Raw genomic sequence first — 15,620 nt, 5'->3', positions numbered from 1 at the left:
GGCCGGACCCGCACTTCCCGGGTCCGGCCTCTTTCTGCGTCGAACCTGCTACGCCCTCATGTTCGCCAATGCACTCCGGAAATTTCTTCGAAGCGGGACAGATTTTCGACGTCCGGTGAAACCACTTCTACGTCCCAGCCGGATCCGGAACCGCCCTTGACGATCTCCGCGAGCGCAGTTCCACCCAGGAAAATACGGTAACCCGGCGCCGGCCACTTCCAGGCTCCGAACGCGACTTCTTCCAGTGAAGCAAGGATTTCTGCCAGTTTGTCGTCAGCGACAGACAGCGCCCGCACTCTGGCGGCAGCTCCGCAGACAACTTCTCGAACGGTATGATGCACGAGAAAGTCCGCAAGCCCTTCCGAATTTCTCTCCCAGGGCTCATAGAGCTCGGCATCAAAAACGCCATCCGGGTCGTTCGGGTCGATGCACCAGCGCCAGTCACCCGTTGCATCCACCATGAAGATTGCCTTGCCGTCGTCGGCGATGTTGATTCGCTCCGGCGGAATCATCGACGTCGAGTACGTGATTCTCCTGTCCCACCGCATGGTCAACTCATGCCATTCCTTGAGCGGCTTGGGGAGCCAATGACAGGAATCTGGTAGCGATTTCGCACTCTGCCGAGGAGCGCCGTACCAAGTGGCCAGGAATTCAGTCAGATCAATACTCTTGGGATCGATCACGCGGTCATTCTCCCATGGGAGCGGCTTGGGCTTCGAGGCCGGCCGGCCCGAAGGGAATCCACACGTGTCAGAAGCCTGCCGCAAGCGTGATCACCCCACGACCCGCCCGTTGAGCACCACCCTCGACGGGGCCCCGAGCACGCGTACGTCCGTGCGGGGGTCCCGTTCGTACAGCACCAGGTCGGCCGGGGCGCCCTCGGTCAGGCCGGGGCGGCCCAGCCACTCGCGGGCTTGCCAGGTGGTCGCCGCGAGGGCCTCGACCGGCGGGATACCGGCGGTGACCAGTTCGGCGACCTCGGCGGCGACCAGGCCGTGGGCCAGGGAGCCGCCCGCGTCCGTGCCGACGTAGACCGGGATGCCCGCGTCATAGGCGTTGCGCACGGTGTCGTAGCGGCGTTCGTGGAGGCGGCGCATGTGGGCGGACCAGGTCGGGAACTTGGTCTCGCCGCCGGCCGCCATGGACGGGAAGGTGGCGATGTTGACCAGGGTCGGGACGATCGCGACGCCTCGGGAGGCGAAGAGGGGGATCAGGTCGTCCGTCAGGCCCGTCGCGTGTTCGATGCAGTCGATGCCCGCCTCGACGAGGTCGCGGAGGGACGACTCGGCGAAGCAGTGGGCCGTCACGCGGGCGCCCAGCAGGTGCGCCTCCGCGATCGCCGCCTCGACCGCCTCCCGCGGCCAGCACGGCGACAGGTCGCCCAGACCCCGGTCGATCCAGTCCCCCACCAGCTTCACCCAGCCGTCCCCGCGCCGGGCCTCCCGGGCGACGTAAGCGACCAGTTCGTCCGGCTCGATCTCATGGGCGAAGTTGCGGATGTAGCGGCGCGTGCGGGCGATGTGGCGGCCGGCCCGGATGATGTTCGGCAGGTCGTCGCGGTCGTCTGTCCAGCGCGTGTCGGAGGGGGAGCCGGCGTCGCGGATCAGGAGGGTGCCCGCGTCACGGTCGGTGAGGGCCTGTTTCTCCGCCTCGTCGACGTCGACCGGGCCCTCGGGGCCCAGGCCGACGTGGCAGTGCGCGTCGACGAGGCCGGGCAGCGCCCAGCCCTCCACCGTGCGGATGTCACGGGCGGCGGCGGGACGGTCGTAGGAGACACGACCGTCCACCACCCACAGCTCGTCCCGGACGTCGTCGGGCCCGACCAGGACCCGGCCCTTCACATGCAGCACCGGCTCATCGCTCATGAACCGCACCCTAGCCACCCGGACCGCTCCCCGGTCATCCGGCTAGTCGCTCTTGCCCACCTGGTCCGACGTCTCCTCCACGTCCGCCATCGCCGGGTCGAGCAGGCGGGAGAGGAAGTGGCGGGTGCGCTCGTGCCGGGGACTGCCGATGACCTGGGCCGGGGTGCCGTCCTCGACGATCACGCCGTCGTCCATGAAGACGACGCGGTCGGCGACCTCCCGGGCGAACGTCATCTCGTGGGTCACCACCATCATCGTCATGCCCTCGTTCGCGAGCATGCGCATGACCGCGAGGACGTCGCCGACGAGTTCCGGGTCGAGCGCCGAGGTCGGCTCGTCGAAGAGCATGACCTCGGGGCCCATCGACAGCGAGCGCGCGATGGCCACGCGCTGCTGCTGGCCGCCGGAGAGGGAGGCCGGGTAGGCGGTCGCCTTCTCGGACAGACCCACACGTTCCAGGTTCTCGGCGGCCACCCGGGCCGCCTGCGCCTTGTCCCGCTTGAGGACCCTGCGCTGCGGCAGCGTGAGGTTCTCGGTCACCGTGAGGTGCGGGAAGAGGTTGAACTGCTGGAAGACCATGCCGATGCGGCGGCGTACGGCGTCGATGTCGACGTCGGGGTCCGTCAACTCCGTACCGCCGACGAAGACCTGGCCCTTCGTCGGCTCCTCCAGGAGGTTCACACAGCGCAGCAGGGTCGACTTGCCGGAGCCCGACGGGCCGATGACGCACACCACCTCGCCGCGCCCGATCTCCAGATCGATGCCCTTCAGCACCTCGTTGGCGCCGAACGACTTGTGCAGACCGCGTACTTGGATCTCGGGCCGGTTCATTTCACGGCCTCCTGGGCCTTCGCCTCCATACGGCGCACGACGAAGCCGAGCGGGATGGTCACCAGCAGGTAGCACAGGCCGGCGACCAGGATCGGCGTGGAGTTGGCGGTGGTGCTGGCCAGGTCACGGCCGTACTTGGACAGTTCGCGCTCCTCCAGCGTGACACCGAGGAAGAGGACGAGCGAGGAGTCCTTGAACAGCAGGACCAGTTCGTTGGTGAGCGGCGGCAGGATGATCCGGAACGCCTGCGGGATGATGATCGAGACCATCGCCCTGGCGGGCGAGAAGCCCAGGGAACGGGCCGCTTCCAGCTGGCCCTTGGGGACCGCCTGGATGCCCGCGCGGATCGTCTCCGCCATGTACGCGGCGGCCACCAGACCGAGCGCGAGCGCCACCTTGCCGTACGTGCCGCCGGGGATCTCCGTGCCGGGGAAGGCCAGCGGCACGGCGACGCCGATGAAGATGAAGATCAGCAGCGCGGGCAGGCCCCGGAAGATCTCGATGTACACGCCGGCGAACCAGCGGTACGGGCCCACCGACGACAGCCGCATCAGCGCGATGACCATGCCGAGGACGAGGCCGAACACGAAGCCGGACAGCGTGTAGAGGACGGTGTTCTTCAGCGCCAGCGTGATGACGTCGGGGAACATCTGCTCGGCGATGTCCCACTGGGCGAACTGGTTCTTGAGCCGGTCCCAGTCGGCCGACACCGCGAAGGCGACGACGGCCGCGACGAACAGCGCGTACTGCGCGCCCCGCGAGAGGGCGCGCCTGCGGCTCCGGCTGAGGCCCTTGCGCTTCGGCTGGAGCGGTGTGTCGGGGTCGGTCGCACTCATGAGGCGGACGGGGAGGCGGAGGCGGCGCTCTCGTCGTACGGGCCGATCCACTGCTCGTACAGCTTCTTGTACGTGCCGTCGGACTTGGCGTCCGCGAGGGCCTTGTTGACGGCGTCGAGGAGCTTGGTGTTGCCCTTCTTGACCGTGAAGCCGTACTCCTCGCCGGTGTTGATCTGCTCGGCGACCGTGTAGGCGTCGGCGAGGTCCGCGCTCTTCAGCCAGCCCTGGACCACCGGGTAGTCGATGACGACGGCGTCGACCTGGCCGGTGCGCAGGCCGTTGAGGACGGCGTCGGAGGACTCGAAGGAGACCGGGTCGAGGCCCTGGCTCTTGGCGTAGTCCTCGCCGGTGGTCTGCGCCTGGGTGCCGACCTTGTAGTCCCCGTCGCCCTTGAGGTCCGCGAAGGAGCCGATGTCGGCCTTCTTGGCGGCGAGTACTGCCTGGGTGGCCTCGAAGTACGGGTCGGAGAAGTCGACGTTCTTCTTGCGCTCCTCGGTGATCGTCATGCCGGCCGCGGCGAGGTCGCACTCGCCGGAGTTCAGGAAGGCGCCCGTCTTGAAGTTCTCGAAGGGGGTGTCGAGGATCTCCTGCTTCACCCCCAGGTCGTCGGCGACGAGGTCGATCAGGGACACGTCGAAGCCCTGCACCTCGCCGTCGATCTCCGACTGGAACGGCGGGTACGGGAGGTGGGTGCAGGTCGTCAGCTGACCGGCCTTCACCAGCTCGACCCCGCCGGCCGCGGTCTTGGTGCCGCCGCTGCCGCCGTCGTCCGAGGAACAGCCGGCCACGAGCAGCAGTCCGGCCGCGGCGGTGGTGGCGGCCAGGATGCGGGTCCGGCGTCCGGGGACCGAGTTCACGGGGAGACCTCCTGTGGGGGAACTGAGACAACCGATGATAAGGAAATGTTTGGCTTGCTCAAACTATTCCGATGGCTACCGGGCCGTCTGACCTCCGATGTCGCCGGCGAGGGGCGCGCGGGTGCCGTCGGTACCCTCGACACCATCTACCCCGTCTGTGAAGAGAGCACCCCGTGACACACCCGTTTCTGGATCTGGCCCCGCTGAGCGCGTCGCACTTCGCCTCGATCGAGAACCGGGTGGCCCGGCTGCTCTCCACCGAGCAGGACGTCGTGATCACCCAGGGCGAGGCGCTGCTGCCGCTGGAGGGCGCGATCCGCGGGGCCGCCGGGCCCGGCACGACCGCGCTGAACGTGATCACCGGGCCGTACGGGCAGACCTTCGGGAACTGGCTGCGGGACTGCGGGGCGACGGTCGTCGACCTGGCGGTGCCGTTCCACACGGCGGTGACGGCCGAGCAGATCCGCGACGCCTTCGCCGAGCACCCGTCGATCGACTTCGTGTCGCTGGTGCACGCGGAGGCGGCCACCGGCAACACCAACCCCGTGGCGGAGATCGGTGAGGTCGTCCGCGCGCACGGCGCCCTGTTCTACCTGGACGCGGTGGCCTCCGTCGGAGCCGAGCCGGTCCTGCCGGACGCGTGGGGTGTCGACCTGTGCGTCATCGGGGCGCAGAAGGCGATGGGCGGGCCGGCCGGGGTCTCGGCGATCTCCGTGAGCGAGCGGGCGTGGGCGCGGATGGCGGCCAACCCGCGGGCGCCGCGCCGCTCGTACCTCTCCCTCCTGGACTGGAAGGAGAGGTGGATCGACGGCGGCCGGCGGGCTCTCCTGCACGCGCCCGCCCAGTTGGAGATGCTCGCCCTGGAGGCCTGTCTGGAGCGCATCGAGGCGGAGGGGCTCGACACGGTGATGTCGCGGCACGCGTCCGCCGCCGCGGCGACCCGGGCGGGGGCGCTCGCGCTGGGCGGGGGCCTGGAGCCGTACGTGCGTGAGGCGGCCGACGCCGCGCCGGTGGCCACGACCCTCCGGGCACCCGCCGGGGTCGACGCCTCGGAGCTGGTCGCCAAGACGCTCGCCACGGATCCGGAGCTCCCCCTGGCCGCCGGCGGCGGGGCGCTCGCCGCGGAGATGATCCGCGTGAACCACTACGGCCCCGACGCGACCTCGGACGTCGTGCACCGCGCTCTCGCGGGGCTGGGCGCGGCGCTGGCGGAGTTCGGCGCCGCCGTCGACCCGGAAGGGGCCCGGCGAGCGGCGGCGGAGGCCTGGGCGTAGAAAACCCGCTCCACCGGCGGGGGAATGCGATCGGCTTTTCCGGCAGGAATACAGTGGAATTCCCAGAACAGGATCCCGTATTCTTCTGCCCGCTCTCCCCTCACCTAAACGCAAAGGTTTCGCGAACACCGGCGGGGCCGATTCGGGCAGAAGTCGTGAGGGTTACGTACGTGTGACCGACTCCACAATGCGCCCGTTTTGTGCGGTAATTTACGGGCGAAACCGCCCACACTGACCAGGTAACCGCAGGTTCCTCACGCCCGCGTGATAACACGTGAACGGCCCATGCGTAACCCCGCGCGGCGATGCAATTCGAATTTCCCATGGGTAAATTCAAGCCCCATGACTGCCGCACAAGCAGAACCACTGACAGAAATCGCGGAAGGGATTCGGATCGACCGCCCGGACGTGTCGGACGGCGCGTCGCTGTGGCGCATCGCCGGCGACTCCGGAGCCCTGGACCTGAACTCCTCGTACAGCTATCTGCTGTGGTGCCGGGACTTCGCGGACACCTCGGCGGTGGCGCGGGACGAGTCCGGGGAGCCGGTCGGGTTCGTGACCGGGTATGTGCGGCCGGAGCGACCGGACACCCTGCTGGTGTGGCAGGTGGCCGTCGACGAGGCGCACCGGGGGCTCGGGCTCGCGGGCGCGCTGCTGGACGGGCTCACCGCCCGGGTCGCGCGACGGCACCCCCTGACCACCGTCGAGACGACGATCACGCCCGGCAACACCGCGTCCGAGCGACTGTTCGCCGCGTACGCCGAACGGCACGGCGCGAGCGTCGAGCGCACGGTCCTGTTCGAGGCGGGGGACTTCCCGGACGGCCCGCACCAGCCCGAGGTGCTCCACCGCATCGGCCCGCTGTCCCCCTGAGGCCGCCGCCCGCCCGGGACCTCCCGCCCGCCCGGGATGTCCCGCCCGCCCGGGGTCTCCGCCCGCCGGAGGACCCGCCCCCTTCTCCACTCCCCCTCCCTCCCCTCACCCCCCACGCACCGAGGAGCGATTCGACGTGACCATCACCCAGCCCGACCTGAGCGTCTTCGAGACCCTGGAGTCCGAGGTGCGCAGCTACTGCCGCGGCTGGCCCACCGTCTTCGACCGCGCGCAGGGCAGCCGGATGTTCGACGAGGACGGCCACACGTACCTGGACTTCTTCGCCGGCGCCGGTTCACTCAACTACGGCCACAACAACCCCGTGCTCAAACGCGCCCTCATCGACTATCTCGAACGGGACGGCGTCACCCACGGGCTCGACATGTCGACGACCGCCAAGCGGGCGTTCCTGGAGTCCTTCCAGAACCTGGTGCTGCGGCCGCGCGACCTGCCGTACAAGGTCATGTTCCCCGGGCCGACCGGCACCAACGCGGTGGAGTCGGCGCTGAAGCTGGCACGGAAGGTGAAGGGCCGGGAGTCGGTCGTCTCCTTCACCAACGCCTTCCACGGCATGTCGCTCGGCTCGCTCGCCGTCACCGGCAACGCCTTCAAACGGGCCGGGGCGGGGATCCCGCTGGTGCACGGCACCCCGATGCCGTTCGACAACTACTTCGACGGCACGGTCGAGGACTTCCTGTGGTTCGAGCGGCTCCTGGAGGACCAGGGCTCGGGGCTGAACAAGCCCGCCGCGGTGATCGTGGAGACCGTGCAGGGCGAGGGCGGCATCAACGTCGCCCGCCCGGAGTGGCTGCGCGCGCTCGCCGATCTGTGCGCACGGCAGGACATGCTGCTCATCGTCGACGACATCCAGATGGGCTGCGGTCGTACGGGCGCCTTCTTCTCGTTCGAGGAGGCCGGTATCACGCCCGACATCGTGACCGTCTCGAAGTCCATCAGCGGCTACGGGCTGCCGATGTCGCTCTGCCTGTTCAAGCCGGAGCTGGACATCTGGGAGCCGGGCGAGCACAACGGCACCTTCCGCGGCAACAACCCGGCGTTCGTGACGGCGACGGCCACCCTGGAGACGTACTGGGCCGACGGCTCCGTCATGGAGAAGCAGACCCGCAAGCGGGGTGAGCAGGTCGAGCAGGCGTTCATCTCCATCACGGAGGAGAACCTCGCCGACGTGAAGGAGTACCGGGGCCGCGGCCTGGTGTGGGGCATGGAGTTCCACGACAAGGAGCGCGCGGGACGGGTGGCCAAGCGGGCCTTCGAACTCGGGCTGCTGATCGAGACGTCCGGCCCGGAGAGCGAGGTCGTCAAGCTGCTGCCGGCCCTCACCATCACCCCCGACGAGCTGGACGAGGGCCTGCGCGTCCTCGCCCGCGCCGTACGGGAGACCGTCTGACGCCGCACGGGAGACCGTCCGGCGCCGTACGGCGAACCATCTAACTAGGAGGCATCGCACCACCGTGATCGTCCGTTCGTTCAAGGACATCGAAGGAACCGACCGCCATGTGAAGTCGGCGTCCGGCACCTGGGAGAGCAAGCGCATCGTGCTCGCCCGGGAGCGGGTCGGCTTCTCCCTGCACGAGACGACTCTGTACGCGGGTACGGAGACGTCGATGTGGTACGCCAACCACGTCGAGGCCGTCGTGTGCGTCGAGGGCGAGGCCGAGCTCACCGACCAGGAGACCGGGCGGAGTTACACGATCACGCCCGGAACCATGTACCTCCTCGACGGGCACGAGCGGCACACGCTGCGGGTGAAGGAGGACTTCCGCTGCGTCTGTGTCTTCAACCCGCCCGTGACCGGCCGGGAGGACCACGACGAGAACGGCGTCTACCCGCTGCTCACCGAGCCCGAGGAGGTGTGACATCACCATGACCACGACCACCACGATGAACACTGCCACCACCGTCCCCGACCTCTACCCCAGCCGTGGGGCCACCGAGGTGTCGGTCCCGCGTCAGGACCCGGTCGTCTGGGGCTCCCCCGGCACGCCCGGCCCCGTCTCCCTCGCCGAACTCCAGGCGTACGAGCGCGACGGCTTCCTCCCCGTCGAGCAGCTGATCGCGCCGGACGAGGTCGCCGTGTACCGGCAGGAGCTGGAGCGGCTCGTCGCCGATCCGGCGATCCGCGCCGACGAGCGCTCGATCGTCGAGCCGAAGTCGCAGGAGATCCGGTCGGTCTTCGAGGTGCACCGGATCAGTGAGCTGTTCGCGCGGCTGGTGCGGGACGAGCGGGTCGTCGGGCGGGCCCGGCAGATCCTCGGCTCGGACGTCTACGTCCACCAGTCGCGGATCAACGTGAAGCCGGGCTTCGGCGCGTCCGGCTTCTACTGGCACTCCGACTTCGAGACCTGGCACGCCGAGGACGGACTGCCGAACATGCGGACGGTGTCCGTCTCGATCGCCCTGACCGAGAACTACGACACCAACGGCGGTCTGATGATCATGCCGGGGTCGCACCGGACGTTCCTCGGCTGCGCGGGAGCCACCCCGAAGGACAACTACAAGAAGTCGCTGCAGATGCAGGACGCCGGCACCCCGTCCGACGAGGCGCTGACGGCCATGGCGTCGGAGTACGGCATCAAGCTGTTCACCGGCAAGGCCGGTTCGGCGACCTGGTTCGACTGCAACTGCATGCACGGTTCGGGCGACAACATCACACCGTTCCCGCGCAGCAACGTCTTCATCGTCTTCAACAGCGTGGAGAACACGGCCGTGGAGCCGTTCGCGGCGCCGGTACGGCGGCCGGAGTACATCGGCGCCCGGGACTTCACCCCGGTGCGGTGAGCCCACCGCCCCCCTGAGGGGGCCGGGCGGTCGCCACCCCTGAGCGACCGCCCGGCCCCTTTCGCACGCCTGCGTGCGCGACCGCCCGGGTGCGCGCCTGGCGCGCCGGGCGAACGCTCAGAGCCATGCCAACGACGCCGCCCTCTCCAGTACGTTCCGTGCCGCGTCCTCGTCGCCCGTGATGGTGCTCGGTACCTCCTCCGGGGCGTGGCGGCCGCCGACCAGGAGGCAGAAGTCGACCGGATCCAGGCTGAGTTCGGCGTGCACGGGATCGGTGTCGTCGCCGAGGATCCAGCTGGTGCCGGTGGGCCCGGTGACCTCGAAGAGAACGGGGGGCGCGCCGTGGAGGGCCGGGCCGAGGATGCGGACGGCCAACCGGACCAGGGACCACAGGTGTTCGTCGGGGGGCGGCGGGACGGGAAGACCGAGGGCCCGGCCGATGTCGTCCGTGTGGATCCAGGCCTCGAAGGCGCGGATCACGAAGTGGTCGGCGACCGGCAGCCGCAGGCCCATCACCGTGACGGGCCGGGCGGCGAGTTCGGGGTCGGCGGCCTCGGGGGTGGCGAGCAGCGCGGCGGCCTGCGCGGCCCAGGTGGCGACCGTCTGCGCGGGCGTGCGCCCGTGCTCGTGGGCGATGACGTCGGCGGTGCGCCGGGCCCAGGCGTCCTGGGCGGGCGTCCCCTCCGGGATGGGCGAGACGGGCAGCCGCCTGTCGACGCCCAGGTGTACGGCGAGGTGTTCGTCGGCGGCGACGAGGTGGGCGACGGTGGCGTGCGCGTCCCAGTCGTGCACGACGGGGGTGCCCCAGTGGCCCTCCACCTCCGGTACCAGCGCCTGGAGTCCGGCCACGGCCGCGGCGTAGGGCGCCGCGTGGTGGGCGATCTCGGCGGCGCGGGGGCGGCGGGAGCGGAGGGCGAGCGAGAGGACGCCGTCGGCGCTCGCGTGCACCGCGCCGTCCGGGCGCCCGTGCACCGCGCCGTCCGGCGGGGCGGTCGTCCCCGGCTCCGCCCACGGCGTCGGGGACGGCTCCGGGGTGCCGTCCAGCAGTCGTACCGTGTCGCGGAGCCGTTCCGCCTCCGCCGCGCACGACGTGCAGGCGGCCAGGTGCTGGACGACTCCGAGCCGGTCGCCGGGCGGGAGGGCACCGACGGCCCAGGCAGCCAGCAGCTCCCGTACGCCGTCGTGGTCGTTGGTCATCGCGCGCCGCCCTTTCGCCCTGCCACGTCCACGATACGCAGGTGCCGCGCGCTCCGGACGGTCCCGTGCGCCCCCATCACGCGCCCCTTGCCGCTGCGGGGTCCGGTGGGTCCGCGAGGGACTCCGCCAGTGTGCGCAGCGCCGATCGGAGGCGGCTCTTCGCGGTGCCCTCGGGGATGCCCAGCTCGACGGCGGCCTGGCGGTAGGTGCGGCCCGCGAAGTAGGCGAGGTGGACCACCTCCCGCTGGGGGCGGGGGAGTTCGGCGAGGGCGCTGTGCAGCAGGAGGGAGCGCTCGCGGTCGACGACCGCCTCGGCCGGGTCGGGGGCCGGGTCGGGGATGGCGTGCAGCGCCGAGTCGTCCGCGCGGACGTCCTTGCGGTGCCGGGCCTCGCCGCGCACCCAGTCCACGGCCCGCCGGTGGGCGACCATGGACAGCCAGGTGCGCAGTGAGCCCCGGCGCGCGTCGAAGCCGTACGGCCTGCTCCACAGCTGCGCGAAGACCTCCTGCGCCACGTCCTCGGCGGCCGCCGGGCTCCGGGTGACCCGGACGGCCACCCGTCGGACGAGTCCCCCGTACGCCGCGTACGCCTCACGCAGCGCGGACTCGTCCCCGTACACCAGCCGCCGATGCAACTCCACATCGATGGACGGCTGTTCGAGCGTCGGCTCCACCGGCACCACCACCTCGTGCTGCCTTCCTAGCGTCCTGGCGCGGTCCGCGCCAGTGGGTCGGGAAAGTCAGCCGGACAGGACATCCAGAAGCCGGTCGACATCCGTCCGCGTGTTGTACAGGTGGAAGGCGGCACGCAGATTCCCGGCACGGTCGGAGACCTCCACCCCCGCCCGGCTCAATTCCGCCTGCCGCCGCCCGAGTCCGGGCACCGACACGATGGCCGAGCCGGGCGCGGGCACCGGCTCGTGGCCGAGGCGGGCGAGGCCGGCCCGGAAGCGGTCGGCCAGCGCGAGGTCGTGCTCCCGTACGTTCGCCACGCCCAGCTCCTCGATCAGCGCGAGGGAGTGGCGGGCGCCGGCGTACGAGAACAGACTGGGGCTCTCGTCGAACCGGCGGGCGGAGCGGGCGAGTTCCTCGACCGGGCCGTAGCAGCTGTCCCACGGCTCCTCCCCCGCGACCCAGCCGGCGAAGACGGGCGTGAGACCGCCGAGGTCCTCCGGGACGACGAGGAAGGTCACTCCGCGCGGGCAGACGAGCCATTTGAAGGCGACGGCGACGACGTAGTCGTACGTGTCCGCGTCGATCGGCAGCCAGCCGGCGGACTGTGACGCGTCGACGAACGTACGCGCTCCCCGCTCCCGGGCCGCCTCGCGGATCGCGTCCAGGTCGGCGAGGCGGCCGTCGGCGGACTGCGCGGCGCTCACCGCGACGAGTGCCGTGCCGGGCCGCACCGACTCGGCGACGCGCTCCAGCGGCACCTGACGCACCTTGAGGTCGCCGCGCACATGGAAGGGGTTCACGAGGGAGGCGAATTCGCCCTCGGCGGTCAGCACCTCGGCGCCCGCGGGCAGCGCGGCGGCGATCAGCCCGCTGTAGACGGCGACCGAGGCACCGGCCGCCACGCGGCGGTCCGGCACCCCGGTGATCCGGCCGAACGCCGCCCGCGCGGCCTCCACGTCGGCGAACATGTCCTGGGGCCGCCCGGCCGCCACGGACTCCACGGCGGCCTTCATCGCGTCGACCGCCCGGGCGGGCAGCAGGCCGGTACTGGCGGTGTTCAGATAGGTGTTCTTCGGGACGAACTCGGCACGAACGAGGCTCTCGAAGGTTTCCATGGGACCACTGTGGGGCCGGGCGCACCCCACGTCCATTGAGATGTTCTGCGCCCTGTCCCCAAGCAACGCTTATGCATGGCGTCTGACCTGCGCCGCAGCGCCCCCGTTACCGCGGCACCGCGCATCCGTCCGGCCCGCAGGCCTCCGCGCCGGCCGCCGCCACGACCCTCAGCGGCGCGGGCCGCTCCCCCCACGCCTGGGCGAGCGCCTTCTCGAAGACCTCCGCGGGCTGGGCCCCGGAGACCCCGTACTTCCGGTCGAGCACGAAGAACGGCACCCCGTTCGCCCCCAGCTCCGCCGCCTCGCGCTCGTCCGCGCGGACGGCGTCCGCGTACGCGTCGGGGTCGGCCAGTACCTTGCGCGCGGCCTGCTCGTCGAGCCCCGCCTCGACGGCCAGCTCGACCAGGTACTCGTCCGCGTCGACGTACACGGACCGCTCCTCCGCGAAGTTCGCCCGGTAGAAGGCCTGGAGCAGTTCACTCTGCCGTCCCTGGTCCTTGGCGAAGTGGATCAGGCGGTGCATGTCGAAGGTGCTGCCGTGGTCACGGCCCTCGGCCCGGTAGGCGAGCCCCTCGGCCGCCGCCTGCTCCCGGAGGTTGTGCTCACCGGCCTGGGCCTGCGCCATGCTCATCCCGTACTTCTTGGTCAGCATGGTGAGCACGGGCTGCACGTCGTCCTTGGCGCGTCCCGGGTCGAGCTCGAAGGAGCGGTGTACCACCTCGACACCGTCGCGGTGCGGGAAGGCCGCGAGTGCCTTCTCGAAGCGGGCCTTGCCCACGTAGCACCAGGGGCAGGCGATGTCGCTCCAGATCTCGACGCGCATGGTGTCAGCTCTCTCCAGGTCGTACGGGTACGGAGACGGCCTCCGCTTCTACGGTGGATGAACGTTCAAGCAGCGCGGCTCATTCCCCGGTCAGCTGCCGTTGCGCAGGTCCTCCGGCCAGTTCGGGCGGAACTCGATCTCGTCGTAGGTGACGACGCAGCCCTCGCCCATCGGGGACTGCGTCATGAAGCCGACCAGGGCGGCGCCGCTCTCCCGCTCGCCGGCCAGGGTGAAGAGACGGACGAAGGTCCACCGCTTGCCGTCGCGGGAGGCGTGGAAGGCGAAGGCACGGCCGGTGCGGCTGACCCTGAGCCAGACCGAACTGCCCTCGACGGTGAAGGAGTTGGCGTCGTCCGAATGCCCACGGGTGACCACCGTGCACACGGTCGGCACGTCGGGTGAGTTCTCCAGGCAGAGCTTGGCCCAGGCCCGCTCCCCCACGTGCACATACAGCACGCCCGCGTCGAACCCGGCGGCGAAGCCGACGGTGACGCGGGCTATCAGCTGGAAGTCCCCTTCCGGCGACCCCAACAGCCGGGGCGCGTCCGACTTCGGGTCGAGCCCTTCGTCCGTGGGCGGCACGAAACGGTCCTGCCGGGCACCGGCCCACCCGGTGAGCACGCCGTCCTCGTAGGACCAGTGCCCGTCGGGGCCATAGGTGCGAAGGGGGAAGGGGAGTTCGGGAATTTCGACGTCCATCGGGGGATTCTCGCAGCTCCCGGCCCCCATCAGCAGGCTTTTGGGGGCGCCGGGAACTGCGCGAGCAACCACGACGCTCGCGCAGCCCGGACCCGATCCGCGCCCCTGCCCACGGCGCTCCCGCGGAGGGCTAGCGCTCCAGCACCCCGTTGAACCGCCGCGGCAGCCCCAGCGGGTTGTCGTCCCGCAGCTCCGGAGGAAGCAGCGCCTCGGGCGCCCCCTGGTACGCCACCGGCCGCAGCCACCGCTCGATCGCCGTACCGCCCACCGAGGTGGACGTGGAGGTCGTCGCCGGGTACGGCCCACCGTGGTGCTGGGCCGCCGCAACGGCCACGCCCGTCGGCCAGCCGTTGACGAGGACACGCCCGGCGAGCGGCGTCAGCTCGGCCAGCAGCTCCGGTCCGCGCCCTCCCTCGGCCGCCTCCTCGCCCGACACGTGCACCGTCGCGGTGAGGTTGCCCGGCAGCCGGGAGAGCACCGACTTGGCCTCGTCCTCGTCCTCGTAGCGGGCCACGACCGTGAGCGGCCCGAAGCACTCCTCCAGGAGCAGATCGTGCTCGCCCTCGACCGCCAGCTTGCCCGCGGGGACGGTCAGGAACCCGGGGCTGACCGTGTGCTCGCCGCCCGCGCCGGCGGTCACCGGCGACTCCACGTCCGGCAGCTCGGCACGCTCGGCGACCCCGGCGAGGAAGTTGTCACGCATCCGGTGGTCCAGCAGGACCCCGGAGTCGACGTCGCTGACCGCGTCGGTGAGCGACTTGAGCAGCCGGTCACCGGCGTCACCGGCGGGCGCCAGCACCAGGCCCGGCTTCACGCAGAACTGGCCGACACCGAGCGTCATCGACCCGGCGAGCCCGGCGCCGATCGTCTCGGCGCGCTCGGCGGCGGCGGCCTCGGTGATGAGGACGGGGTTCAGGGAGCCCAGCTCGCCGTGGAACGGGATCGGCACGGGGCGCGCGGCCGCCGCGTCGAAGAGGGCACGGCCGCCGCGTACCGAACCGGTGAAGCCGGCGGCGGTGACGAGCGGGTGCTTGACCAGCTCGACGCCCGCCTCGAAGCCGTGCACGAGACCGAGGACGCCCTCGGGGATGCCGTGCTCGGCGGCGGCCCGGCGCAGCACGATCGCGACCAGCTCGGACAGGGCCGGGTGGTCGGGGTGGGCCTTGACGACGACCGGGCAGCCTGCGGCCAGCGCGCTCGCCGTGTCACCGCCGGGGACGGAGAAGGCGAAGGGGAAGTTGGAGGCCGAGTAGACGGCCACGACGCCGAGGGGGACCTTGTAGCGGCGCAGGTCCGGGATGGGCGGGGTGGCGGTGTCGTCGGGGTGGTTGATCACCACGTCGAGGAAGGCGCCCTCGTCGACGATGTCGGCGAAGGCCCGCAGCTGGTAACAGGTGCGGGCGAGTTCGCCGGTGAGCCGGACCGGGCCGAGCGCCGTCTCGGCGTCGGCGACCTCGACGAGCTGGTCCTTGGCCGCCTGGAGCTGTTCGGCGGCGGTGCGCAGGAAGGCCGCGCGGACCGTGCGGTCGGCCAGGGAGGCGCGGGCGGCGTGCGCCGCGCGGACGGCGGCGTCCACCTCCTGGGCTGTGGCCTCCACCGCAACCTGCTCGCGCTGCTTCCCGGTACGGGGGTCGACACTCCAGACTGGTGCTGCTGCCACCGCGGGTTCCTCCACGTATTTCTGGATCGATTCCCAGGGGTATATCTGGGTCATTCACCAGCGTCGTTCGATATGCTGAACGCCGTCTCTGATGATGAATATTCTGTCGGAGACTAT

General features: G+C 70.8%; 16 protein-coding genes. 5 read left to right on the top strand and 11 right to left on the bottom strand.

Annotated elements, in window-relative coordinates:
- Positions 1–56 precede the first annotated feature (56 nt).
- The 5 genes from K1J60_RS34745 to K1J60_RS34725 form a co-directional block, all read right to left on the bottom strand.
- The gene (locus K1J60_RS34745) at positions 57–683 is read right to left on the bottom strand and encodes a hypothetical protein (RefSeq protein ID WP_220649671.1); all 627 of its coding nucleotides are present in this window, start codon (positions 681–683) and stop codon (positions 57–59) included.
- A gap of 90 nt (positions 684–773) precedes the next feature.
- Positions 774–1,865 (bottom strand): amidohydrolase family protein, encoded by a 1,092-nt coding sequence (locus K1J60_RS34740; RefSeq protein WP_220649670.1) that lies wholly within the window; start codon positions 1,863–1,865, stop codon positions 774–776.
- 42 nt (positions 1,866–1,907) lie between these two features.
- Complete coding sequence (locus tag K1J60_RS34735) at positions 1,908–2,696, bottom strand: amino acid ABC transporter ATP-binding protein (RefSeq protein WP_220649669.1); 789 nt, start codon at positions 2,694–2,696, stop codon at positions 1,908–1,910.
- Entirely contained in the window at positions 2,693–3,532 is an 840-nt protein-coding gene (locus tag K1J60_RS34730) for an amino acid ABC transporter permease (protein WP_220649668.1), read from the bottom strand. The genes K1J60_RS34735 and K1J60_RS34730 overlap by 4 nt, the downstream gene beginning before the upstream one ends.
- Positions 3,529–4,389, bottom strand: coding sequence for a transporter substrate-binding domain-containing protein (locus tag K1J60_RS34725; RefSeq protein ID WP_220649667.1), 861 nt, complete (start codon positions 4,387–4,389; stop codon positions 3,529–3,531). The genes K1J60_RS34730 and K1J60_RS34725 overlap by 4 nt, the downstream gene beginning before the upstream one ends.
- A 173-nt stretch (positions 4,390–4,562) precedes the next feature.
- On the opposite strand from K1J60_RS34725, the gene K1J60_RS34720 reads away from it, so the two are divergent.
- The 5 genes from K1J60_RS34720 (at position 4,563) to thpD (ending at position 9,335) form a co-directional block, all read left to right on the top strand.
- A complete protein-coding gene (locus K1J60_RS34720) occupies positions 4,563–5,663 on the top strand; it encodes a pyridoxal-phosphate-dependent aminotransferase family protein (RefSeq protein ID WP_220649666.1) in 1,101 nt (366 codons plus the stop codon).
- Positions 5,664–6,005: 342 nt separating this feature from the next.
- Positions 6,006–6,536: a diaminobutyrate acetyltransferase gene (ectA, locus tag K1J60_RS34715; protein ID WP_192829732.1), complete on the top strand. Its 531-nt coding sequence runs from the start codon at positions 6,006–6,008 to the stop codon at positions 6,534–6,536.
- A gap of 136 nt (positions 6,537–6,672) precedes the next feature.
- On the top strand, positions 6,673–7,944 hold the full coding sequence (gene ectB / locus K1J60_RS34710) for a diaminobutyrate--2-oxoglutarate transaminase (RefSeq protein ID WP_220649665.1): 1,272 nt from the start codon (positions 6,673–6,675) through the stop codon (positions 7,942–7,944).
- Between the two features lie 64 nt (positions 7,945–8,008).
- Positions 8,009–8,413, top strand: coding sequence for an ectoine synthase (locus K1J60_RS34705; RefSeq protein WP_220649664.1), 405 nt, complete (start codon positions 8,009–8,011; stop codon positions 8,411–8,413).
- 7 nt (positions 8,414–8,420) lie between these two features.
- Positions 8,421–9,335: an ectoine hydroxylase gene (thpD, locus tag K1J60_RS34700; RefSeq protein ID WP_192829731.1), complete on the top strand. Its 915-nt coding sequence runs from the start codon at positions 8,421–8,423 to the stop codon at positions 9,333–9,335.
- 117 nt (positions 9,336–9,452) lie between these two features.
- Here thpD and K1J60_RS34695 read toward each other — a convergent pair whose 3' ends face one another.
- From K1J60_RS34695 to K1J60_RS34670, 6 genes are all read right to left on the bottom strand, one after another.
- On the bottom strand, positions 9,453–10,532 hold the full coding sequence (locus K1J60_RS34695; RefSeq protein ID WP_220649663.1) for a maleylpyruvate isomerase family mycothiol-dependent enzyme: 1,080 nt from the start codon (positions 10,530–10,532) through the stop codon (positions 9,453–9,455).
- Positions 10,533–10,608: 76 nt separating this feature from the next.
- Positions 10,609–11,217, bottom strand: coding sequence for an RNA polymerase sigma factor (locus K1J60_RS34690; protein WP_220649662.1), 609 nt, complete (start codon positions 11,215–11,217; stop codon positions 10,609–10,611).
- A gap of 54 nt (positions 11,218–11,271) precedes the next feature.
- Positions 11,272–12,321 carry an aminotransferase class V-fold PLP-dependent enzyme gene (locus K1J60_RS34685; protein ID WP_220649661.1) on the bottom strand — a complete coding sequence of 350 codons (1,050 nt, stop codon included), beginning with the start codon at positions 12,319–12,321 and terminating at the stop codon, positions 11,272–11,274.
- A gap of 106 nt (positions 12,322–12,427) precedes the next feature.
- On the bottom strand, positions 12,428–13,144 hold the full coding sequence (locus tag K1J60_RS34680; RefSeq protein WP_220649660.1) for a DsbA family oxidoreductase: 717 nt from the start codon (positions 13,142–13,144) through the stop codon (positions 12,428–12,430).
- A gap of 90 nt (positions 13,145–13,234) precedes the next feature.
- On the bottom strand, positions 13,235–13,843 hold the full coding sequence (locus K1J60_RS34675) for a DUF1349 domain-containing protein (RefSeq protein WP_220649659.1): 609 nt from the start codon (positions 13,841–13,843) through the stop codon (positions 13,235–13,237).
- 130 nt (positions 13,844–13,973) lie between these two features.
- Complete coding sequence (locus K1J60_RS34670; protein ID WP_220649658.1) at positions 13,974–15,503, bottom strand: aldehyde dehydrogenase (NADP(+)); 1,530 nt, start codon at positions 15,501–15,503, stop codon at positions 13,974–13,976.
- Positions 15,504–15,620 lie beyond the last annotated feature (117 nt).

Origin of the sequence: Streptomyces akebiae (assembly GCF_019599145.1) — a bacterium.
GTDB lineage: Bacteria > Actinomycetota > Actinomycetes > Streptomycetales > Streptomycetaceae > Streptomyces > Streptomyces akebiae.
The sequence above is the reverse complement of the archived record's forward strand: the minus strand, read 5'-3'. Positions and strand labels throughout refer to the sequence as shown.

Coding starts and splice junctions, on each gene's coding strand:
- thpD (WP_192829731.1), top strand. CDS start 8,421: ATGACCACGACCACCACGATGAACACTGCCACCACCGTCCCCGACCTC.
- K1J60_RS34695 (WP_220649663.1), bottom strand. CDS start 10,532: ATGACCAACGACCACGACGGCGTACGGGAGCTGCTGGCTGCCTGGGCC.
- K1J60_RS34685 (WP_220649661.1), bottom strand. CDS start 12,321: ATGGAAACCTTCGAGAGCCTCGTTCGTGCCGAGTTCGTCCCGAAGAAC.
- K1J60_RS34735 (WP_220649669.1), bottom strand. CDS start 2,696: ATGAACCGGCCCGAGATCCAAGTACGCGGTCTGCACAAGTCGTTCGGC.
- K1J60_RS34740 (WP_220649670.1), bottom strand. CDS start 1,865: ATGAGCGATGAGCCGGTGCTGCATGTGAAGGGCCGGGTCCTGGTCGGG.
- K1J60_RS34680 (WP_220649660.1), bottom strand. CDS start 13,144: ATGCGCGTCGAGATCTGGAGCGACATCGCCTGCCCCTGGTGCTACGTG.
- K1J60_RS34730 (WP_220649668.1), bottom strand. CDS start 3,532: ATGAGTGCGACCGACCCCGACACACCGCTCCAGCCGAAGCGCAAGGGC.
- K1J60_RS34675 (WP_220649659.1), bottom strand. CDS start 13,843: ATGGACGTCGAAATTCCCGAACTCCCCTTCCCCCTTCGCACCTATGGC.
- ectA (WP_192829732.1), top strand. CDS start 6,006: ATGACTGCCGCACAAGCAGAACCACTGACAGAAATCGCGGAAGGGATT.